The organism is Diaphorobacter ruginosibacter (genome assembly GCF_040396215.1).
Classification (GTDB): domain Bacteria; phylum Pseudomonadota; class Gammaproteobacteria; order Burkholderiales; family Burkholderiaceae_C; genus Diaphorobacter_A; species Diaphorobacter_A ruginosibacter_A.
In genome coordinates this window covers 1-19,466 of record NZ_JBEBOW010000005.1, presented here as the reverse complement: position 1 = coordinate 19,466, position 19,466 = coordinate 1, and the positions used below count along the sequence as shown (strand labels likewise).

Here is a 19,466-nt window from a genome sequence, read left to right as displayed (position 1 = left end):
TCCAAGAATCAACAGAGCAACGATATGGCAGAAACATCACAAGATGTGGTGCTCAAGGTAGCAGGCGTTTCCAAGCGGTTCGGCGGCCTGCAGGCACTCTCGGACGTAGGCATCACGATCAGGCGCGGCCAGATCTACGGGCTGATCGGCCCCAATGGCGCGGGCAAGACCACGTTCTTCAACGTCCTCACCGGCCTGTACACGCCGGACGCGGGCAGCTTCCTGCTGGCCGGAAAGCCTTATGAGCCGAAGGCGGTGCACCTGGTGGCGAAGGCGGGTATCGCGCGCACGTTTCAGAACATCCGCCTGTTCGCGGACATGACGGCGCTGGAGAACGTCATGGTCGGGCGGCACATCCGCACGCATTCAGGCCTTTTCGGCGCGGTGTTCCGCACGCCGGGCTTCAAGCGAGAGGAGGCGGAAATACGCGCCCGCGCGCATGAATTGCTGGACTATGTGGGCATCGGCAAATACGCGGATTTCAAGGCGCGCACGCTCTCCTACGGTGATCAGCGGAGGCTGGAGATCGCCCGCGCGCTGGCGACCGACCCGCAGTTGATCGCGCTCGATGAGCCGGCTGCGGGAATGAACGCCACCGAGAAGGTGCAACTGCGCGAGCTGATCGACCGTATCCGCAGGGACAACCGCACCATCCTGCTCATCGAGCACGATGTGAAGCTGGTGATGGGCCTGTGCGATCGCGTGACGGTGCTCGACTACGGCAAGCAGATCGCCGAGGGTACGCCAGCCGAGGTGCAGAAGAATGAAAAAGTGATCGAGGCCTATCTGGGCACCGGAGGAAATTGAGCATGGCCGAAGCACAAGTATTGTTGAAAGTGAGCGGCCTGCGCGTGGCCTACGGCGGCATTCAGGCCGTGAAGGGCGTGGACATGGAAGTGGCCGAGGGCCAACTGGTGTCGCTGATCGGCTCCAACGGCGCGGGCAAGACCACGACGATGAAGGCCATCACGGGTCTGCTGCCGATGAACGAGGGAGATATCGAGTACCTCGGCAAGAGCATCAAGGGCAAGGGCGCCTGGGATCTGGTGCGCGAAGGGCTGGTGATGGTGCCCGAAGGCCGTGGCGTGTTCGCGCGCATGACGATCACCGAGAACCTGCAGATGGGCGCTTACACGCGCAACGATCCGGCCGGCATCAAGGACGACATCGAGCGCATGTTCACCATCTTCCCGCGCCTGCGCGAGCGCAAGGATCAGTTGGCGGGCACCATGTCGGGCGGCGAGCAGCAGATGCTGGCCATGGGACGCGCGCTCATGAGCCGGCCCAAGCTGCTGCTGCTCGACGAGCCTTCCATGGGCCTGTCGCCCATCATGGTCGACAAGATCTTCGAGGTGGTCGGCGACGTCTACAAGCTGGGCGTGACGATCCTTCTGGTGGAGCAGAATGCGAGCCGCGCGCTGCAGATGGCCAATCGCGGCTACGTGATGGAGTCGGGCATCATCACCATGTCGGGCGAGGGCGAGACCCTGCTGCACGATCCCCGCGTGCGCGCGGCCTATCTCGGGGAGTGAACGGGCGCTTGCATTGTTCCGTGGCGGGCAGGCGCTCCGTCGGGCCTGTTCCGGGAGGGGAAGGTATCCGCTCGCGCGCCGGCTTTCCGTGATTGCGCTACATTGCGGCGTTCCCGACGCGGGGCCTCGCCGCTGTTTCCACCATGCAATTTCTCCAGTCTCTTCCCGTTTCGCTTCAAACCGTCCTGTTGCTGCTCGCCAGCAACGTGTTCATGACCTTCGCCTGGTATGGACACCTGAAGAACCTGCATTCTTCGCCCTGGTACGTCGCGGCGCTGGTGAGCTGGGGAATCGCCCTGTTCGAGTATCTGCTGCAGGTGCCGGCCAACCGGATCGGCGCGACGCAGATGTCGCTCGGGCAGCTCAAGATCCTGCAGGAAGTCATCACGCTGACGGTATTCGTTCCCTTCGCCGTGTTCTACATGGGGCAGCCGTTGAAGTGGGACTATCTCTGGGCCGGCCTTTGCATGGTCGGCGCGGTCTTTTTCATTTTCCGCAGCGCTTGAAAGCGTTCGCCCGGCAGGCGGTCTGGAGCCGGCCATCTGACACAAGCCTGAAAAAAGTCAATATAGGCCCAGGGGGACATTGCCGATTGCCGAAGGGGGCGGGACTGCCGCCCGGTTAAACTCCGCTCTTTCACGAAGTTGTCACGCGGCTGTCAAACAAGTTACAGCCGCGCCGCCAGGATTGTCCAGGAGTTCTCATGTTGTTTGGAAAGCTGTTGCCCCAAGAGGGCAATTTTTTCGATATGTTCAATCAGCATGCTGAGCGCATCGTCGAAGCAGCCCGTGCTTTCTCTCAACTGGTGGCCAACTACAACGATCCCCATCTGCGAGACAAGTACAACCAGGACGTGGACAATGCCGAGCGCGCCGCCGATCGGGTGACGCACGAAGTCAACCGCACCCTGCACAAGACCTTCATCACGCCGATCGACCGCGAACAGATCCACTCGCTGATCAACACCATGGACGACGTGGCCGACCTGATCCAGGACTCCGCTGAAACCATGTCGCTGTATGACATTCGCCACATGACGGATGAGATCACGCGCCTGACCGACCTGTGCCTCAAGTGCTGCGAACGCGTTCAGGACGCCGTCAAGCTGCTGTCGCGCATTGCCGATCCGGCGGTGGCAGAGGCCGCGCTCAAGACCTGTGAGGAGATCGACCGCCTCGAGGGCGATGCCGACCGCGTCCTGCGCAGCGCCATGAGCAAGCTCTTTCGTGAAGAGCCTGACGTACGCGAAGTCATCAAGCTCAAGGCCATTTATGAATTGCTGGAAACGATCACCGACAAGTGCGAGGACGTGGCCAACCTGATCGAGGGCGTGATCCTCGAAAACTCCTGATCCGCACGCTGCGGCGCTTCGGCAACTCTCGCCCGGCCGGATCGGGCACTAACTGCTCAACAGCATGGAAACAGTACAAACAGCCTTATGGGTCGTGATCGTCCTGGTGGCGCTCGCCTTGATATTCGACTTCATGAACGGCTTTCACGACGCGGCCAATTCCATTGCCACCGTGGTGTCGACAGGCGTGCTCAAGCCAACGCAAGCCGTTGTCTTCGCGGCGTTTTTCAATATCGTCGCGATTTTCGTCTTCCATCTGAGCGTGGCGGCCACCGTGGGCAAGGGCATCGTCCAGCCGGGGGTCGTCGATACCCATGTGGTGTTCGGCGCGCTGGTGGGCGCCATCACCTGGAACGTCATCACGTGGTATTACGGAATTCCCAGCAGCTCCTCGCATGCGCTGATCGGCGGCATCGTCGGATCGGTCATGGCGAAATCCGGGGCGGGCTCGCTCATCGCGGGCGGGATTCTCAAGACGGTGGCGTTCATCTTCGTCTCGCCATTGCTGGGCTTCCTGCTGGGCTCGATCATGATGGTGATCGTCGCCTGGACCTTCCGCCGCATGCGTCCGAGCCGGATCGACAAATGGTTCCGGCGCCTGCAATTGATTTCCGCTGGCGCCTACAGCCTGGGCCACGGCGGCAATGACGCGCAGAAGACCATCGGCATCATCTGGCTGCTGCTGATCGCCACCGGCTACACGGCCGCCAGCGATTCCGCGCCGCCGACCTGGGTGATCATCTGCTGCTACACCGCCATCGGGCTGGGCACGATGTTCGGCGGCTGGCGCATCGTCAAGACCATGGGCCAGAAGATCACCAAGCTCAAGCCGGTCGGCGGTTTCTGCGCGGAAAGCGGCGGTGCGCTGACGCTGTTCATCGCGACCTGGCTGGGCGTTCCCGTGTCCACGACGCACACCATCACCGGCGCCATCGTCGGCGTGGGCTCCACGCAGCGCGCAAGCGCCGTGCGCTGGGGCGTGGCGGGCAACATCATCTGGGCGTGGATCCTGACGATCCCTGCAAGCGCTTTCGTGGCCTCGATTGCCTATTGGCTGAGCCTGCAGTTGTATTGACCGGCTTCATCGGGCCGCGGCCCGCAGGGGCAAGGCGTCGGCGCTCCAGCGGAGCACGGCGCTTTTTTCATTTCGTTCACTGCGAAATCTTGCGGGCTTCCTCGATCTGGTACTCGAAGTAGCGCTGAAAGCTGAACGCGAGGCTGGCCATGAGGACGGCCGTTCCGACCAGAAGCGACAGGCTGATGGCGAACACCGTGCCCCAGTTCGTCTGCCCGGCGGGAGCGTCGGGCGCGGCCCGGGGATTGAAGCGCGCGTTCCATCTCTCAGGGGACATCAGCCCGTAGAGGATGGCGCGCAGCGCGCAGCCGGCAATGGTGAAGCCGAGCAGCGGAACCAGGATCCAGCTCAATTGATCGTCCTGGCCGAATTCGAGCACGCGCTGGATTCCGTAGACGCCCAGCGCCGTGGGGATCGGCAGCAGCCAGCCCGGTGTGTCGGACAGGCCATGCAGATAGAAGCGATGCAGGCCCAGCGGGCCACCAAGGAAAGCGAGCCAGGCGGCAACGGTCTTGTTTTTCATGGGCGGTCGTTGGATGGATTCCGGGAGTATGCGTTCTCCAACCCCTCAAGCCTTGCCGATCGGTGCGGTATCCGGTCATTTTCAGGGCTTCCCGTCCCGTGGAATGCCGCGCCGCGTGGCGGGGCATTCAGGTGGCTTGCGCGAATGTTGAGCATCTTTCTCCGATAACGGGCTATAATTGCCGACTTTGCTGCGTGTCGCTGGCCGGGTGGCTAAGTCGCGTGTCTCAAACGTAGCGGGAAAACCTTGGCAGTCACCGTTTTGAGGTGCCTGCTTTTCCACCCGAAGGATTCATTATGGTCGTTATTCGACTCGCTCGCGGCGGCTCCAAGCACCGTCCTTTCTACAACATCGTCGTTGCCGACAAGCGCATTCGCCGCGATGGCCGCTTCATCGAGCGCCTGGGCTTCTACAACCCGTCCGCCAAGGAAGGCGAGGAAGGCCTGCGCATTGCTCAGGATCGCCTGACCTACTGGAAGAGCGTTGGCGCGCAGGCCTCGCCCACCGTTGAGCGTCTGATCAAGCAAGGTGCCAAGGCTGCTGCCTGAGCATTGATGCTTTTTTCAAGAAGCGGGTTTCGTCGGGTTGCTGACGGAGTCCGCTTTTTTTATTCTTGCGCCGGGGCGCGGCTCGCGTTCGTGCGCTTGCGGTTGATCGAGCATTTTTCTCTTTTCGTCTCCCATGTCTGAACTTCCTTTTCTGCAATCCGCCACACTGCCGTCCGATGCCGTCGAGGTGGGGCGCATCGGCGAGGCCTGGGGCATCAAGGGCTGGTTCAAGATCATTCCCTACAGTGCCGACCCCGAGGCCCTGCTGAGGGGCGGCAGCTGGTATCTGCTGCCCTCGGAGAAGGGCGCGAAGAGCTTTTTCTCCGGGACGGTCATTCTGACGGTGAAGCAGGCGCGCGCGCACTCGGATTCGATCGTGGCGACGGCCGGGGAGATTCCTGACCGCAACGCAGCCGAGGCGCTGCGCGGCGCGCGCATCTTCATCTCGCGCGCTGATTTCCCGAAGGCGGCCGAGGACGAATATTACTGGGTGGATCTGATCGGCCTGGATGTGCTGAACCGCGAAGGCGTGAGCCTGGGCGCGGTGAAGGACCTGATGTCCACCGGCCCGCAGACCACCCTGGTGCTCTCGCAGGATGTGGACGGCAAGGCCGTGGAGCGCATGATCCCGTTTGTCTCCGCGTTCGTGGACAAGGTGGACATCCAGGAACGCCGGATCACGGTCGACTGGCAGCCCGACTATTGATGAAGGGATTGCCGGACAGGCACGCCATGCGCTTTGACGTCATCACGCTGTTTCCCGAATTGTTCGCGCCGTTTCTGGAAAGCGGCGTGACGCGGCGCGCCTATCAGAGCGGCCAGGTCGAGGTGCGCCTGTGGAATCCGCGCGATCATGCCGAGGGCAATTACCGGCGTGTGGATGATCGCCCGTTTGGCGGCGGCCCGGGCATGGTGATGATGGCGCAGCCGCTGTCGCGCTGCCTGGCGGCGATTCGCGCTGACCGGGCGGAAGCCGCCGATGCGCAGGTGCCGCTGGTGCTGTTCTCGCCCATCGGCCAGCGCCTGGATCACGGCGCCGTCGAGCGCTGGTCGGCCAGCTCCGGCGCTATTTTGCTGTGCGGACGCTACGAGGGCGTGGATCAGCGATTCATCGACGCCTTTGTCACGGTGCAGATCAGCATGGGCGATTTCGTGCTGTCCGGAGGCGAAATCCCGGCTATGGCGCTGCTCGACGCCGTGGCGCGCCTGCAGCCCGGCGTGCTCAATGACGAGGGCAGCCATCAGCTCGACAGCTTCAACCCTGCGCTGGACGGGCTGCTGGACAGCCCGCACTACACCCGGCCGGAAGAATGGAACGGGCAGCCGGTGCCGGCCCCGCTGCTGTCGGGCCACCATGCGCACATCGAGCGCTGGCGCCGTGAACAGAGCCTGCGCCTGACCGCCGCGCACCGGCCGGAACTGCTGGACGCGGCCCGCGCCAAGGGCGCGCTGTCCAGGGACGACGAGGCGGTATTGGCGAAATTGCCCAAGTTGTTATAATGCAAGGCTTTTCGATCCTCTGGCCGGCCGCTCTTCAAGCCTGAAACGCGCACGGGTTCCCGGGTTAAATCCCGTTTAGTCCCGCCTGTACGCACGCTTTGAGCCATCAAGATGCCAATCCGGGCATCCAGCCAATTTTGGCGCGGACATGATCGTTGGGAAGAAACCATGAATCTGATCCAGACTCTCGAGCAGGAAGAAATCGCTCGCCTGAACAAGACCATCCCCGAATTCGCCCCTGGTGACACCGTCATCGTGAGCGTGAACGTGGTGGAAGGTTCGCGCAAGCGCGTGCAGGCATACGAAGGCGTGGTGATCGCCAAGCGCAACCGTGGCCTGAACAGCGGCTTCACCGTGCGCAAGATCTCCAGCGGAGAAGGTGTGGAACGTACGTTCCAGACATACTCCCCTCTGATCGCCGGCATCGAAGTGAAGCGTCGTGGTGACGTGCGTCGCGCCAAGCTGTACTACCTGCGTGAGCGCAGCGGCAAGTCGGCACGTATCAAGGAAAAGCTGCCTTCCCGCGTCAAGACGACCGGAGCAGCCGCGTAATCCGCGCTACTTCAGCGAGTCTCGCAGAAAGCCGCTACAGTGCCTCAAGCCTGTAGCGGCTTTTTCTTTTGCAGCCCCTGTATCTGTTTTTATCGCCTGTTCGCCGTGAATTCTTCCGCACTGCCTGCCGGGCCGGCTCCAGATCCTGCCGCCTCTTTGCCGCCCGCGGCCCAGCCCAAGGAGCTGCAGTTGTCCAGCGTGCCGAACTTCGATCCGCAACTTGCCCCCCTTCTGGGCGTTGATGATCATCTACCCGCCGTTCCCATGGGTTTGATGACGCCCGATGCGCTGCGTCTTCGCTTTGCCGCGCCCCCCGCCTGGACGCCGGACGTGGTGCGCGACCGCGGCGTGGTGGACCGGGAGCCGGCGAACGCCTCGGTGTTGATTCCCATCATCATGCGTGAGCAGCCCACGGTCCTGCTCACCCAGCGCACGGCCAGGCTCGCCAAGCACTCGGGCCAGATCGCCCTGCCGGGCGGCAGGGCCGATCCGGGCGATGGCGGCCCTGATGGAACGGCGATCCGCGAGACGGCCGAAGAGGTGGGAATCGAGCGCGAATACCTGGAGGTGCTGGGCCGGCTCAACACCTATGTGACGGTGACGGCCTTCAACGTGACGCCGGTGGTTGCCCTGGTGCGCGAGGGCTTTACCCTGCGCCCGAACCCGGATGAAGTGGCCGACGTGTTCGAAGTGCCGCTGAGTTTCCTGCTCGATCCCCGCCACCATGAGCGCCATTTCCTTGAATGGCAAGGGCTGCGCCGCGAATGGTATGCAATGCCCTACCAGGATGGCGCCACGCAGCGTTACATCTGGGGCGCCACGGCGGGCATCCTGCGCAACTTCTATCGTTTCATGTCGGCCTGAGGTGCGGCGTGAGCCGCACCGCGCGCTTCAAACCAGTTACATGCACATCCTCCATACTGTTGGACACAGCTCAACAGTATGATTGCCGGCATGAGTTTTTTCGCCATTTTGTTTGCGCTGCTGATCGAGCAGGCGCGGCCCCTTTCGCACAGCGATCCCATCCATGCGGGACCCCGCGCATGGGCACTGTCGGTGAGCCGCAATTTCGATACCGGCACGCCCGTGCATGGATGGGTGGCCTGGGCCATCGCGGTGTTGGTGCCTTCGGCGGTGGCGTTTGGCGTCCACTGGGCGCTGGCGCATTGGATCGGCTGGCCGGTGGCGTTGCTGTGGAACGTGGCCGTTCTTTATTTCACGCTGGGATTCCGCCAGTTCAGCTATCACTTCACCGGTATCCGCGATGCATTGGAGGATGGGGATGCGGAGCGTGCCCGCGCGCGCCTTGCCGAATGGAAGCAGGTGGAGGTGGGTGAACTGCCGCGCAGTGAAATCGTTCGCCATGTCATCGAGTACTGCGTGATTGCCGCGCATCGCCATGTGTTCGGCGTTCTGGCCTGGTTCTCGGTGCTGGCGGCTTTGGGGTTCGGGCCGACGGGGGCCGTGCTCTATCGCATGGCCGAGTTCGTCGCGCGTTATTGGTCGCCGCGCAGCCGTGTGGTGACGACGCATCCCGCAAGCGTGCCATTGCAGTTCGCGGCAGCCAGGGCCTGGATGGTGATCGACTGGCTGCCCGCGCGCCTGACCGCATTGAGCTTTGCCGTCGTCGGCAGTTTTGAAGAGGCCATCGATGGCTGGCGTTTTCATGCGCAGCGTTTTCCCAACGACAACGATGGCGTGATCCTGGCCGCAACATCCGGCGCCATCAACATGCGGCTGGGAGGGGAGGCGCTGCGGCTGAAGTCGGATGTCCAGCCCGCGCAGGGCTGGGAGGCCGATCCTCACCTGGACGACAGCGCCAGCACTCCTGGACGAGAGCCTGAAGTGGCGCATCTGCGCAGTGTGGTGGGACTGGTCTGGCGCTCCGTGGTGGTGTGGATGCTGCTGCTGGCGCTGCTGTCGTTTGCTCGCCTGCTCGGCTGATTGCCTCCCGCCTGCCCGCCTGCCTGGCGGCTTGGCGGATGGGATCAGTACCGTGGCGGCGCGCTGAGTTCCTCGAACAGTTCGCCATAGATTCGGTAGCGGTTGGCGCTGATGGCGCTGGCCTGCTTCTGATCGTCCTGCGCATCGAGCACCACTGCCCGCACGCCACAGCCCGGCTCGTGCAGATGCGTGCAGTTGTAGAACCGGCACTCGCCCGCATGTGCCGCGATGTCGGGCATGCAGCGTGCCAGGTCGGTGGGCTGCAGATGGCGCAGGCCGAATTCCTGAAAACCGGGTGAATCGATGAGCGCGGTCTTTCTCGCCTCGTCGATCCAGTACAGCGTGGTGGTGGTGGTGGTGTGCTTGCCGGAGTTGAGCGCCTGGGATATCTCGCCGGTCTGCGCGGCCGCGCCCGGCACCAGCAAATTCACCAGCGTGCTTTTTCCCACGCCCGAAGGTCCGAGCACCAGCGTGGTCCTGCCTTCCAGAACGGGCATCAGCGCATGATGGTCCACGCTGCCCGATTCCGTCAGCGACATGGGCAGCACGCGATAGTGGCGTGCCGTATCTTGCTCGCCGCCCATGTGGCGGTACGGCCACAGGCGCTCCCATGCGCGGGCGAAGGGCTCCACCAGATCGCTTTTGTTCAGGGCGATGATGGGCGTGATGTGTTCGGCCTCGGCGGCGATGAGGGCGCGCGCGAGCTGGCTCTCCGAGAATACCGGCTCCGCGGCCAGGAGGATCAGTACCTGGTCGAGATTCGCCGCGAAGGATTTGGTGCGGATCTCGTCCTGCCGGTAAAACAGATTGCGGCGCTTTTGCACCTTCTCGATGGTGCCTTCATCGCCCTGGCCGGGCAGCGGGGGAAGCCAGAGAACGTGGTCGCCCACGACGGCCTGGCTTTTCTTGCCGCGCGGGTGGCAGATGCGGCGCTCGCCGTCGGGCGTCTCGACCACGCAGTGGCGGCCGTGGCTGCCGACCACCAGTCCCGGGTTCAGTTCGGGACGCCCGCTCATGGCTGGTGCTGCGCCAGCAGCGCGTCGATGCGCCTGGCGCACTCGATGTCGGTGGCGGAGATGCCGCCCACGTCATGCGTGTTCAGGCGCACCACGCAGCGGCCGTAGTGCACCGACAGGTCGGGGTGGTGGTCCTCGGTGTGCGCGATGAAGGCGACCGCGTTCACGAAGGCCATCGTCTCGAAATAGTCGGCGAAGCGGAAGGCCTTCTCGATCGCCACGTCCGCGCCATCGCCGGTAAGGCTCCAGCCTTGCAGATCCGCGAGTTTGGTGACCAGTTCCGTGGCGCTCATGGCGCGCCGCTGCTGTCGGGACCAGTCCTTCCTGGGAAGCGATGAGGTAGGGGCTGAGGTCATGTTGCGCTCGCTGCGGTAGGGAGAATGCGCGCCAGCCGTTCCGTGGCTGGCGGATGGGAATAGTAGAACTTCACGTACACCGGATCGGGAGTGAGCGTGGACGCGTTGTCTTCGTGGAGCTTGAGCAGCGCGGAGGCCAGGTCCGCGCCCCGCGTCTGGGCGACGGCGAATGCGTCCGCCTCGAATTCATGGCGCCGTGAAATCTGCGCGGACAGCGGCGAGAGGAATACGCCGAAAACCGGTGCGGCGAGCATGAACAGCAGCAGCGCCAGCGCGTCGTTGGGGGCGGAACCGCTCACGCCCGTCAGGTTGAAATTGGGGATGACGCCCAGCCCGGTGTAGAACCAGCTTCTGGCGGCAAGCCATCCCAGCAGCGCGAAGCCCGCGAGGCTCAGCGCGAACAGGCCGATGATGCGGCGCGTGATGTGCCGGTGCTTGAAATGCCCCAGTTCGTGGGCCAGCACGGCCTCGACTTCCTGCGGCGAGAGCTGCCTGAGGAGCGTGTCGTAGAACACGACGCGCTTGCCCGCGCCGAAGCCCGTGAAATAGGCGTTGGCATGGGCGCTGCGGCGGCTGCCGTCCATCACGAACAGGCCCTTGGCGGCAAAGCCGCAGCGCTTCATCAGCGCGGTGACACGTGCCGCCAGTGACGCGTCATCGAGCGGCTTGAACCTGTTGAAGATGGGCGCGATGAAGAGCGGGTACACCACCATCAGCACCAGGTTGAAACCCATCCACGCACCCCACGCCCACAGCCACCACAGGCTGCCGGCGGCAGCCATGAGCCAGAGAATGAGCGCTGCGATCGGCAATCCGATCACGGCGCCGACCAGCGTGGACTTGACGATATCGGTGAACCACAGCGCCGGCGTCATCTGGTTGAAGCCGAAGCGTTGCTCGATCACGAAAGTCTGGTAGTACGACATCGGCAGATCGAGCGCCCCGCCGATCAGCGCGAAGCAGGCCAGCAGCGCGATCTGCTGCCACATGCCGCCGCCCATCCATGCGATGAGCGATTGGTTGAGCATGTCCAGCCCGCCAAGCAAGGTCCATCCCAGAACCACCGCCGCGCCCAGCGCCATCTCCAGCATGCCGAAGCGGGTCTTGGCGATCGTGTAGCCGGCCGCGCGCTGATGCGCCGCAAGCGCGACGCGCCCGGCAAATGCGCCCGGCACTTCATGGCGGTGCTGCGCGACATGGCGGATCTGGCGCGTGGCCAGCCAGAACCGCAGGGCCAGTCCGGCGACGAGGAAGAAGGCGAACAGCGAGGTCCAGAGCAGGGATGTAGACACTTTTCGGGGCGAGGAAAATGCGGCGGAGCAAAGCGCAAGTGTAGGTGATCGGCGACAATCGCCGCCATGTCTGAGATTGCCACACCGACCGCTCCCGCACTTCAAAAATCCGATCAGAACCTGGTCTGGCTCGATTGCGAGATGACCGGACTGAATCCCGATACCGACCGCCTGCTGGAGATCGCCGTCGTGATCACCGGGCCGAATCTCGAACCCCGCGTGGAGGGACCGGTGCTGGTGCTGCACCAGCCCGACGAACTGCTGGACCGCATGGATGCCTGGAACAAGGGCACCCATGGCCGCAGCGGCCTGATCGACAAGGTCAAGGCATCCACGCTCACGGAAGCGCAGGCCGAGGAGCAACTGCTCGAATTCATCAAGCGCTACGTGCCCCGCAACGGCTCGCCGATGTGCGGCAACACCATCGGCCAGGACCGGCGCTTTCTGGTGAAGTACATGCCCAGGCTGGAGGCCTATTTCCATTACCGCAACCTGGATGTGAGCACGCTCAAGGAGTTGGCCAAGCGCTGGAAACCCGAGGCATTCAACTCCTTCAAGAAGGCGCAAAGGCATACGGCGCTGGCGGATGTGATCGAGTCCATCGACGAGTTGGTGCATTACCGCTCGACATTCCTGTCGCTCTGACGCGAGCCCGGCAGCGCCCATGCCAAGGCGCTGCATTTCCCCGGGAATATCCGCTCCCGGCACACGCCAGTTGCGGGAAAACCCGGGTTGTGCCATAATCGCAGGCTTGCATGAATTTGGCACTTGACCGGTTATCAATCCGGCGCCCGTTCCGGTTCGCCGGTCCGTTCGGTTCATGCGTTTTGTACATCTCCCCTTCACTTCCGGGTTCACGGCGTACGCGATGAGGGTCCAGCATGGACGCACAGCGGATTCGCCACTGAAAAACACCCACCCGCCCAGCCGTCCGTGCTGGAGCAGGTTTTGTTGAATGGTTGATGTTTTTTTAACCGTTTGATGAAGCCTCCGCAGGTTGCGCCTGCGGCTGCACTACACATGACTGACTCTTTGCATTCGCAGGGCGATTTCGCGCCTGCTCATTCCGCTTTGCCTGAAGAAAACCTCGCTGCCGCCGACAGCCGTGAAGAAGCCGCTGAAATCGCGCAAGGCCCCAACGCCTTCGCCGAGCTGGGCCTCGCACCCGAACTGGTACAGGCCGTCGCCGACCTGGGCTACACCAAGCCCACGACGGTGCAGGAACAAGCCATTCCCTACGCCATGGAAGCCGATGGCGACAGCGATCGTTTCATCGATCTGATGGTCTCCAGCCAGACCGGCAGCGGCAAGACGGCGGCCTTCCTGCTGCCCGTGCTGCACACGCTGCTCAAGCAGCAAGACGAGCAATTCGCCAACGAACGCGCCGAATACGAGCGTCTGTGCGCTGAAGCCGCGGCACGGGGCGAGCCCGCACCCAAGCGCGCGCGCCGCAAGGACCCGACCAATCCGCGCAACTTCAAGGCCGCCGTTCCCGGCGCCCTGATCCTTTGTCCGACGCGCGAGCTGGCGCAGCAGGTCGCGCATGATGCGATCGACCTGGTGCGCCACTGCAAGGGCCTGCGCATCGCCAATGTGGTGGGCGGCATGCCCTACCAGTTGCAGATCGCCAAGCTGCAGAACGCCAATCTCGTGGTGGCGACGCCCGGCCGCCTGCTCGACCTGCAACGCTCCATGCAGATCAAGCTCGACCAGGTGCAATTCCTGGTGGTGGACGAAGCCGACCGCATGCTGGACCTGGGCTTCTCGGACGACCTCGCCGAGATCAACCAGCTCACCAGCCAGCGCCGCCAGACCATGATGTTCAGCGCCACGTTCGCGCCGCGCATCCAGCAGCTCGCCATGCGCGTGATGCACGACAACGGCGCATCGGTGAAGAAGATCCAGATCGACTCGCCCCAGGAGCAGCATGCCAACATCACGCAAACGCTGTTCTGGGCCGACAACGCCCAGCACAAGCGCAAGCTGCTCGACCATTGGCTGCGCGATACGTCGATCAACCAGGCCGTGGTGTTCGCCAGCACGCAGATTGAATGCGATGGCCTCGCCAACGACCTGCAGCAGGAGGGCTTTTCCGCTGTTGCATTGCACGGCGCCCTGAGCCAGGGTCTGCGCAACCGCCGATTGATGGCGCTGCGCAACGGCCAGGTGCAGATCCTCGTGGCCACCGACGTGGCCGCGCGCGGCATTGACGTGCCCACGATCACGCACGTATTCAACTTCGGCCTGCCGATGAAGGCGGAGGACTACACCCACCGCATCGGCCGCACCGGCCGCGCCGGCCGCCAGGGTCTTGCAGTGACCTTTGCCGAGTTCCGCGACCGTCGCCGCGTATTCGACATCGAGGGCTATACCCGTCAGCGCTTCAAGCCTGAAGTGATCCCGGGTCTTGAGCCCACGCAACGCGCTCCGCAGCCGGAATTCGGCCGTGGCGGCCGTAGCGGCGGCAACGGCGGCAAGCGCCACGGCGGCGGCCGTGGTTTCGGCGGCTCGCGCGACTCCGAGGGCTATGGCCGCAAGCAGGGCTTCGGCGGTTTTGGCGGCGAGCGTGGCGAGCGCGGTGGCGAACGTTCATTTGGCGGCGGCCAGCAGCGCCCGTTCGGAGATCGGGATCGCGGCCACGGTGATCGTGAGCGCTCTTTCGGCGACCGTAACGACCGCGGCGGTGATCGCCATTTCAGTGGTGATCGCGAACGCCGTTTTGGCGATCGCGGCGGTGACCGCAACTTCGGCGGCGACCGTGGCTTCGGCGGCGAGCGCCGCGAAGGCGGATTCGGCGGCCGCGACGGCGCACCCCGTGGCGGTTTCGGCGCCCCGCGCGGCGAGCAGCAGCGTTCCTTTGGCGATCGCGGTGATCGCTCCTTTGGCGGCGAGCGTTCGTTCGGTGGTGACCGCTCGTTCGGCGGCCGCCGCGAAGGCGAGGGCTTTGGTGCCCGCAAGCCTTCCCATGCCCACGCCAAGTCGGGCGCGGGAGCCAAGCCCTATACGCCTCGCACACGCACGCCTCGCTGAGATGCGTTGAGTCGCTGAGTCGATTGCAGGAAAAGGCCGGAGCGGATTGACCGCTCCGGCCTTTTTTTTCGTCGCTGCGCGTCTTGCCGTGGCGGCTCAGTGCCCGTGTGCGTGCCTTCCCACCTCCGGCCAGCGGTGGTGAAAATAGACCCAGGCCACCAGGCCCACGCACATCAGCGTCAGCGAAGCAAAGGCCAGCCCGACTGCCGAATGCATCACCAGCGGTGCGAGCACGCCGGCCACCAGGCCGTTGGCCGTGGAGCCCACGAACGCCTGCATCGAAGATGCCATGCCCCGGCGCTGTGGAAAAAGGTCGAGCACCATCAGCGTCACCACCGGCACCATCAGCGCCCAGCCGAACGAGAAGACGGCGATCGGCAGCAGGGCCCAGGACGGATGCGGCTCGAGCAGCAGGTTCAGCGCCAGATTCAGCACGGCGATGGAGCACATGATCACGAAGCCGTGGCGAATCTGCTTCTTGGGCGCGATCTTGCCGGCGAGCCGGCCGCTCATCCACGCGCCGCCCATGATGCCGCAGATGGTCAGCAGGAAGAGCCAGAAGAATTCCGTGGGCTCCAGGTGCAGCAGTCCGCCGAGGAATGCGGGCGCGGACAGCACATAGAGAAACATGCCGTTGAATGGCACGCCGCTGGCGAGCGCGAGCAGCACGAAGCGTGGACTGGTTCCAAGCTCCCAATACCCGCGCAGAAGATGGGCCATGTCGAACCCCTGGCGATCCGCGGGCGGCAGCGACTCGGGCAGCAGCCGGTAGTTGGCGATCCACAGGAAGACGCCCACCCCGGTGAGAAACCAGAACACGCTGGCCCAGCCGAGATGCACGGAAAAGAATCCGCCCACGATGGGGGCGATCGCGGGAGCGATGCCGAAGAAGATCGTCACCTGGCTCATCACGCGCTGCGCTTCGGCAGGCGGGAACATGTCCCGTATCACCGCGCGCGAGACCACGATGCCCGCTCCGGCCGACAGCCCTTGCAGTGCGCGAAAGAGAACCAGTTGCCCGATCGAATGCGACAGCGCGCAGCCCGCCGAGGCCAGTGTGTAGATGGCGATGCCCCATAGCACGACGGGTCGCCGCCCGAAGCTGTCGGAGAGCGACCCGTGGAACAGCGTCATGAACGCGAATGCGAACAGGTAGACCGAGAGCGTTTGCTGCATTTCGACGGCTGTCGCATCCAGCGAGCCGGCAATCGCGGGAAAGGCGGGCAGGTAGGTGTCGATGGAAAACGGCCCGAGCATGCCGAGCAGCGCCAGCAGGATGGCGAGCGCCCAGCGCGGGGAATTCCAGAGTTTCTCGGCTTGAGGATGCATTGGGTGCTTGAGGGGTTCGGGCGCGCGTAGCGCGGCTGGCGCGGGTGGTGACCAGCGCATTGTCTCAAGCTTCGGCCCGCCCGTGGCGCAGGCGGATGGGGCAGCCGCCCCTTTTTTTCATGCCCGGGTGGGCGGCGGCAGCGGCTCAGTGCTTCATGTGGTGGCTGTGATCCATGGCGGCAGGAGCGGCATTCATCGCGCGCACCTGCGCCTGTACCTGCACGGTGGACTCCTTGCCCGCGCTGTCCTTGAACTTCAGCGTCAGCGGCACGTTGTCGCCAGCGGTCATCGCCGCGGGAAGATCCATGAGCATCACGTGGTAGCCGCCGGGCTTGAGATCCAGGCTTTCGCCGGCCTTGATGGCGATGCTGTCGACGGCACGCATCTTCATCACGCCGTCCTGCATCTTCATTTCATGGACTTCGGCGATGGGCGCCACTGGCGTGCTCACGCCAACGAGACTGGTTGCCTCGGTGGAGGTGATGCGCATGAAGGCGCCGGATGCCTTTTGCTGGGCGACCGTGGCGCGGATCCATGCGTCCTGCACGGTCACTTCGGCATGGCTTTGCATGCCCGTGAGGGCGAGGGCGCTGAAAAGGGCGCAGGGAACGAGTGAGCGCAATGACATGTTGATTTCCTCGGAAAACGGGCTGCCGCCGCACGATGCCGCGGCGGCAGCCATTGATGAACCCGAGGGCATTGTCCGCCAACTGGGTGGCCATGGCGACCACAGGTTTTCATTGCCATGACTTCGGCTCTTTCCCGATGGGGGATATCGGCCATGCCGGCGCGCCAGGCTGGTCCGGCCGCAGTTCCGGGCAGGGAGGGCAGGGCTGCGTTGCTTCCATTTGCGTAGCTTCGGACGATGGCTGCACGGCGCTTTGGGGCGTATCGTGTCGGTATCTCTTGAGCCAAATGACAGCGTAATGTGTGTCTTTCAACGCAAGACCCGCAAGGTCGGCGAAAATAAAGGGTTTTTCCTCTTCTTTGAAGTCCATCGGCAGCCGTGGTTTTTCCGAACCCGTGCTGCGGGTGGGCGTCGTTTTCCAACTTTTCCATTCATCAAGACCATGAAAAAGATCGCCGCAGTTGTGCTGCTCGCCTTGGGCGCAGCGCTGGTTGGTTGCAGCAAGAACGAAACACCCGCCCCATCGGCGGCGGCTCCCGAGCCAGCACCGGCCGCGGTGACCAAGATCATCGTGGGCCTGGATGACAACTTCCCGCCCATGGGCTTCCGTGACGAGAAGAACGAGCTGGTCGGCTTCGACATCGACATGGCTCGCGAAGCCGCCAAGCGCATGGGCGTCGAAGCGCAATTCAAGCCGATCGACTGGAGCGCCAAGGAGGCGGAACTCTCGGGCAAGCGCGTTGACGCGCTGTGGAACGGCCTGACCATCACCGACGAGCGCAAGGAAAAGATCGCCTTCACCGCACCGTACATGGAAAACCACCAGATCATCGTGGTGGCGGCCCCGTCGGCCATCCAGAACAAGGCCGACATGGCCGGCAAGGTGGTTGGCGCCCAGGAAGGTTCTTCCGCCGTGGATGCGGTGAAGAAGGAAGACGCGGTGTTCAAGTCGTTCAAGGAATTCAAGACCTTCGGCGACAACGTGACCGCGCTGATGGACCTGTCGGCGGGCCGCCTCGAAGCCGTGGTGGTCGATGAGGTGGTGGGCCGCTACTACGTCGCCAAGAAGCCCGAGGAGTACCGCGTGCTCGACGAGAACTTCGGCACCGAGGAATATGGCGTCGGCGTTCGCAAGGATGATACCGCGCTGCTGGAAAAGCTCGACAAGGCGATGGCCGACATGAAGGCCGACGGCACCTCCGCCAGGATCGCCACTCAGTGGTTCGGCAAGGACATCATCAAGTAATCAGCTTGGGCTGAGCTTCTCATCGTGACGCCGCGGCGCCCGTGCCGCGGCGTTCCCACTTGGAAGCGGCGCGCGGGCCTCATCGATGCCATGGGGCTTGCGCGTTGCAAGTGTCTGGGGCCTGGGCCCAAAGCGCAAAGGGCTCTGAAGCTTTCCGTATGGACTACGTTCTCTCACTTCTCGGGCCGCTGGCGCAGGGCGCCGCCGTCACCCTGAAGCTGTTCGTGATCACGCTGCTGCTGGCCGTCCCCCTGGGACTGGTGCTGGCGCTTGCGCGCGTGTCGCACCTCAAGCCGCTTTCGGCTCTCGTCAATGCCTACATCTGGCTCATGCGCGGCACGCCGCTCATGCTGCAGATGCTGTTCATCTATTTCGCGCTGCCGTTCGTGCCGGTGATCGGCGTGCGCCTGCCGGATTTTCCCGCGGCCATAGTGGCCTTCGCGCTGAACTACGCGGCTTACTTCGCGGAGATCTTCCGCGCCGGCATTCTCTCGGTCGACCGCGGCCAGTACGAGGCGGCCAAGGTGCTGGGCATGAGCTATCCGCAGACCATGCGCCGCATCGTGCTGCCGCAGATGGTGCGCAGCATCCTGCCGCCGATGAGCAACGAGACGATCACGCTGGTGAAGGACACGTCGCTGATCTACGTGCTGGCCCTCAATGACCTGCTGCGCGCGGCGCGCGGCTTCGTGCAGCGCGACTTCACGACCACGCCCTTCATCGTGGCCGCGGCCTTCTACCTGATCATGACCCTGGTGCTCACCTGGGGCTTCCAGCGCCTGGAAAGACGTTATGCCAAATATGACGAATGACGCGCCCGCGCCCGCGATGATCGACGCGCGCGACATCCGCAAGGCATTCGGCGCGACGCAGGTGCTGCGCGGCGTGTCGCTGCAGCTCGCCAAGGGCGAGGTGGTGGCGGTGATCGGTCCATCCGGATCGGGCAAGAGCACGTTCCTGCGCTGCCTGAACCACCTGGAAACCATCGACAGCGGCTCGATCGAGGTCGAGGGCAGGACGCTCGTCACCACCGATCCCGGCGGCAAGTGCGCTTACGCGCCCGAAGCCGAGGTGCGCAACATCTGCCGCAAGATGGGCATGGTGTTCCAGCACTTCAACCTGTTCCCGCATCTGACGGTGCTTGAAAACATCATCGAGGCTCCCATGATCGTGCAGCGCGCGTCGCGCGAGCAGGCCATTGCGCGCGCCGAGAAGCTGCTCGCCAAGGTGGGGCTTTCGTCCAAGCGCGACAACTATCCGTCGCGCCTGTCGGGCGGCCAGAAGCAACGCGTGGCGATTGCGCGCGCGCTGGCGATGGAGCCCGACATCATGCTGTTCGACGAGCCGACCTCGGCGCTCGACCCGGAGCTCACCGGCGAGGTGCTGCGCACCATGCGGGAGCTGGCCGACGAGCGCATGACCATGCTGGTCGTGACGCATGAAATGGGATTCGCGCGCGAGGTGGCGAACACGGTGGTGTTCATGGACCAGGGAGAACTGATCGAGGCGCGCCCCGCGCAGGAGTTCTTCGCCGATCCGCGCCA

The 19,466-nt window shown here is 63.9% G+C and carries 22 protein-coding genes; 16 read left to right on the top strand and 6 right to left on the bottom strand.

Features of this window, described 5'->3' with window-relative positions; translation table 11 throughout:
• The first annotated feature begins 24 nt into the window (after nucleotides 1–24).
• The 5 genes from ABWP92_RS01675 to ABWP92_RS01655 all read left to right on the top strand — a co-directional run bounded on the left by ABWP92_RS01675 (nucleotide 25) and on the right by ABWP92_RS01655 (nucleotide 3,958).
• Nucleotides 25–807 carry an ABC transporter ATP-binding protein gene (locus tag ABWP92_RS01675; protein WP_353233601.1) on the top strand — a complete coding sequence of 261 codons (783 nt, stop codon included), beginning with the start codon at nucleotides 25–27 and terminating at the stop codon, nucleotides 805–807.
• Between the two features lie 2 nt (nucleotides 808–809).
• Nucleotides 810–1,532, top strand: coding sequence for an ABC transporter ATP-binding protein (locus ABWP92_RS01670; RefSeq protein ID WP_353233600.1), 723 nt, complete (start codon nucleotides 810–812; stop codon nucleotides 1,530–1,532).
• A 143-nt stretch (nucleotides 1,533–1,675) separates the two neighbouring features.
• Nucleotides 1,676–2,038, top strand: a complete 363-nt coding sequence (locus ABWP92_RS01665) for a DMT family protein (protein ID WP_353233599.1) — start codon at nucleotides 1,676–1,678, stop codon at nucleotides 2,036–2,038.
• Nucleotides 2,039–2,235: 197 nt separating this feature from the next.
• Nucleotides 2,236–2,883 carry a DUF47 domain-containing protein gene (locus ABWP92_RS01660; RefSeq protein ID WP_353233598.1) on the top strand — a complete coding sequence of 216 codons (648 nt, stop codon included), beginning with the start codon at nucleotides 2,236–2,238 and terminating at the stop codon, nucleotides 2,881–2,883.
• Nucleotides 2,884–2,947: 64 nt separating this feature from the next.
• Nucleotides 2,948–3,958: an inorganic phosphate transporter gene (locus ABWP92_RS01655; protein ID WP_353233597.1), complete on the top strand. Its 1,011-nt coding sequence runs from the start codon at nucleotides 2,948–2,950 to the stop codon at nucleotides 3,956–3,958.
• A gap of 76 nt (nucleotides 3,959–4,034) precedes the next feature.
• On the opposite strand, the gene ABWP92_RS01650 is transcribed toward ABWP92_RS01655, so the two are convergent.
• Nucleotides 4,035–4,481: a TM2 domain-containing protein gene (locus ABWP92_RS01650; RefSeq protein WP_353233596.1), complete on the bottom strand. Its 447-nt coding sequence runs from the start codon at nucleotides 4,479–4,481 to the stop codon at nucleotides 4,035–4,037.
• Between the two features lie 296 nt (nucleotides 4,482–4,777).
• On the opposite strand from ABWP92_RS01650, the gene rpsP reads away from it, so the two are divergent.
• From rpsP to ABWP92_RS01620, 6 genes are all read left to right on the top strand, one after another.
• Complete coding sequence (rpsP, locus tag ABWP92_RS01645) at nucleotides 4,778–5,029, top strand: 30S ribosomal protein S16 (protein WP_353233595.1); 252 nt, start codon at nucleotides 4,778–4,780, stop codon at nucleotides 5,027–5,029.
• A 133-nt stretch (nucleotides 5,030–5,162) separates the two neighbouring features.
• Nucleotides 5,163–5,735, top strand: coding sequence for a ribosome maturation factor RimM (gene rimM / locus ABWP92_RS01640; RefSeq protein ID WP_353233594.1), 573 nt, complete (start codon nucleotides 5,163–5,165; stop codon nucleotides 5,733–5,735).
• A 26-nt stretch (nucleotides 5,736–5,761) separates the two neighbouring features.
• Entirely contained in the window at nucleotides 5,762–6,529 is a 768-nt protein-coding gene (gene trmD / locus ABWP92_RS01635) for a tRNA (guanosine(37)-N1)-methyltransferase TrmD (protein WP_353233593.1), read from the top strand.
• A 168-nt stretch (nucleotides 6,530–6,697) separates the two neighbouring features.
• Nucleotides 6,698–7,081 carry a 50S ribosomal protein L19 gene (gene rplS / locus ABWP92_RS01630; protein ID WP_353233592.1) on the top strand — a complete coding sequence of 128 codons (384 nt, stop codon included), beginning with the start codon at nucleotides 6,698–6,700 and terminating at the stop codon, nucleotides 7,079–7,081.
• Nucleotides 7,082–7,237: 156 nt separating this feature from the next.
• Nucleotides 7,238–7,945: a CoA pyrophosphatase gene (locus ABWP92_RS01625; RefSeq protein WP_353233638.1), complete on the top strand. Its 708-nt coding sequence runs from the start codon at nucleotides 7,238–7,240 to the stop codon at nucleotides 7,943–7,945.
• A gap of 90 nt (nucleotides 7,946–8,035) precedes the next feature.
• The gene (locus tag ABWP92_RS01620) at nucleotides 8,036–9,025 is read left to right on the top strand and encodes a CobD/CbiB family protein (protein WP_353233591.1); all 990 of its coding nucleotides are present in this window, start codon (nucleotides 8,036–8,038) and stop codon (nucleotides 9,023–9,025) included.
• A 44-nt stretch (nucleotides 9,026–9,069) separates the two neighbouring features.
• On the opposite strand, the gene rsgA is transcribed toward ABWP92_RS01620, so the two are convergent.
• Genes rsgA through ABWP92_RS01605 form a run of 3 tightly spaced genes read right to left on the bottom strand, consistent with a single transcriptional unit; the run spans nucleotide 9,070 to nucleotide 11,689 of the window.
• On the bottom strand, nucleotides 9,070–10,041 hold the full coding sequence (gene rsgA, locus ABWP92_RS01615) for a ribosome small subunit-dependent GTPase A (RefSeq protein WP_353233590.1): 972 nt from the start codon (nucleotides 10,039–10,041) through the stop codon (nucleotides 9,070–9,072).
• A complete protein-coding gene (locus tag ABWP92_RS01610; protein ID WP_353233589.1) occupies nucleotides 10,038–10,397 on the bottom strand; it encodes a 4a-hydroxytetrahydrobiopterin dehydratase in 360 nt (119 codons plus the stop codon). Before ABWP92_RS01610 ends, rsgA begins: the two co-directional genes overlap by 4 nt.
• Nucleotides 10,394–11,689: a M48 family metallopeptidase gene (locus ABWP92_RS01605; protein ID WP_353233588.1), complete on the bottom strand. Its 1,296-nt coding sequence runs from the start codon at nucleotides 11,687–11,689 to the stop codon at nucleotides 10,394–10,396. The genes ABWP92_RS01610 and ABWP92_RS01605 overlap by 4 nt, the downstream gene beginning before the upstream one ends.
• Nucleotides 11,690–11,755: 66 nt before the next feature.
• Here ABWP92_RS01605 and orn point away from each other — a divergent pair, with 66 nt between their 5' ends.
• Complete coding sequence (orn, locus tag ABWP92_RS01600; protein WP_353233587.1) at nucleotides 11,756–12,334, top strand: oligoribonuclease; 579 nt, start codon at nucleotides 11,756–11,758, stop codon at nucleotides 12,332–12,334.
• 375 nt (nucleotides 12,335–12,709) lie between these two features.
• Entirely contained in the window at nucleotides 12,710–14,719 is a 2,010-nt protein-coding gene (locus tag ABWP92_RS01595) for a DEAD/DEAH box helicase (RefSeq protein WP_353233586.1), read from the top strand.
• A gap of 96 nt (nucleotides 14,720–14,815) precedes the next feature.
• Here ABWP92_RS01595 and ABWP92_RS01590 read toward each other — a convergent pair whose 3' ends face one another.
• A complete protein-coding gene (locus tag ABWP92_RS01590; RefSeq protein WP_353233585.1) occupies nucleotides 14,816–16,048 on the bottom strand; it encodes a multidrug effflux MFS transporter in 1,233 nt (410 codons plus the stop codon).
• 145 nt (nucleotides 16,049–16,193) lie between these two features.
• Nucleotides 16,194–16,676, bottom strand: a complete 483-nt coding sequence (locus tag ABWP92_RS01585; RefSeq protein ID WP_353233584.1) for a copper chaperone PCu(A)C — start codon at nucleotides 16,674–16,676, stop codon at nucleotides 16,194–16,196.
• A 442-nt stretch (nucleotides 16,677–17,118) separates the two neighbouring features.
• Between ABWP92_RS01585 and ABWP92_RS01580 the strand changes: the two genes are divergently transcribed.
• The 3 genes from ABWP92_RS01580 to ABWP92_RS01570 all read left to right on the top strand — a co-directional run.
• The gene (locus ABWP92_RS01580) at nucleotides 17,119–17,922 is read left to right on the top strand and encodes an amino acid ABC transporter substrate-binding protein (protein WP_353233583.1); all 804 of its coding nucleotides are present in this window, start codon (nucleotides 17,119–17,121) and stop codon (nucleotides 17,920–17,922) included.
• Between the two features lie 158 nt (nucleotides 17,923–18,080).
• Complete coding sequence (locus ABWP92_RS01575) at nucleotides 18,081–18,734, top strand: amino acid ABC transporter permease (RefSeq protein ID WP_353233582.1); 654 nt, start codon at nucleotides 18,081–18,083, stop codon at nucleotides 18,732–18,734.
• On the top strand, nucleotides 18,715–19,466 hold a 752-nt coding region (locus ABWP92_RS01570), incomplete at its 3' end, for an amino acid ABC transporter ATP-binding protein (protein ID WP_353233581.1). The genes ABWP92_RS01575 and ABWP92_RS01570, both read left to right, overlap by 20 nt.

Bases quoted from the DNA above. Each gene is read 5' to 3' on its own strand.
- ABWP92_RS01675 (WP_353233601.1), top strand. From the start codon at position 25: ATGGCAGAAACATCACAAGATGTGGTGCTCAAGGTAGCAGGCGTTTCC.
- ABWP92_RS01670 (WP_353233600.1), top strand. From the start codon at position 810: ATGGCCGAAGCACAAGTATTGTTGAAAGTGAGCGGCCTGCGCGTGGCC.
- ABWP92_RS01665 (WP_353233599.1), top strand. From the start codon at position 1,676: ATGCAATTTCTCCAGTCTCTTCCCGTTTCGCTTCAAACCGTCCTGTTG.
- ABWP92_RS01660 (WP_353233598.1), top strand. From the start codon at position 2,236: ATGTTGTTTGGAAAGCTGTTGCCCCAAGAGGGCAATTTTTTCGATATG.
- ABWP92_RS01655 (WP_353233597.1), top strand. From the start codon at position 2,948: ATGGAAACAGTACAAACAGCCTTATGGGTCGTGATCGTCCTGGTGGCG.
- ABWP92_RS01650 (WP_353233596.1), bottom strand. From the start codon at position 4,481: ATGAAAAACAAGACCGTTGCCGCCTGGCTCGCTTTCCTTGGTGGCCCG.
- rpsP (WP_353233595.1), top strand. From the start codon at position 4,778: ATGGTCGTTATTCGACTCGCTCGCGGCGGCTCCAAGCACCGTCCTTTC.
- rimM (WP_353233594.1), top strand. From the start codon at position 5,163: ATGTCTGAACTTCCTTTTCTGCAATCCGCCACACTGCCGTCCGATGCC.
- trmD (WP_353233593.1), top strand. From the start codon at position 5,762: ATGCGCTTTGACGTCATCACGCTGTTTCCCGAATTGTTCGCGCCGTTT.
- rplS (WP_353233592.1), top strand. From the start codon at position 6,698: ATGAATCTGATCCAGACTCTCGAGCAGGAAGAAATCGCTCGCCTGAAC.
- ABWP92_RS01620 (WP_353233591.1), top strand. From the start codon at position 8,036: ATGAGTTTTTTCGCCATTTTGTTTGCGCTGCTGATCGAGCAGGCGCGG.
- rsgA (WP_353233590.1), bottom strand. From the start codon at position 10,041: ATGAGCGGGCGTCCCGAACTGAACCCGGGACTGGTGGTCGGCAGCCAC.
- ABWP92_RS01610 (WP_353233589.1), bottom strand. From the start codon at position 10,397: ATGACCTCAGCCCCTACCTCATCGCTTCCCAGGAAGGACTGGTCCCGA.
- orn (WP_353233587.1), top strand. From the start codon at position 11,756: ATGTCTGAGATTGCCACACCGACCGCTCCCGCACTTCAAAAATCCGAT.
- ABWP92_RS01595 (WP_353233586.1), top strand. From the start codon at position 12,710: ATGACTGACTCTTTGCATTCGCAGGGCGATTTCGCGCCTGCTCATTCC.
- ABWP92_RS01590 (WP_353233585.1), bottom strand. From the start codon at position 16,048: ATGCATCCTCAAGCCGAGAAACTCTGGAATTCCCCGCGCTGGGCGCTC.
- ABWP92_RS01585 (WP_353233584.1), bottom strand. From the start codon at position 16,676: ATGTCATTGCGCTCACTCGTTCCCTGCGCCCTTTTCAGCGCCCTCGCC.
- ABWP92_RS01580 (WP_353233583.1), top strand. From the start codon at position 17,119: ATGAAAAAGATCGCCGCAGTTGTGCTGCTCGCCTTGGGCGCAGCGCTG.
- ABWP92_RS01575 (WP_353233582.1), top strand. From the start codon at position 18,081: ATGGACTACGTTCTCTCACTTCTCGGGCCGCTGGCGCAGGGCGCCGCC.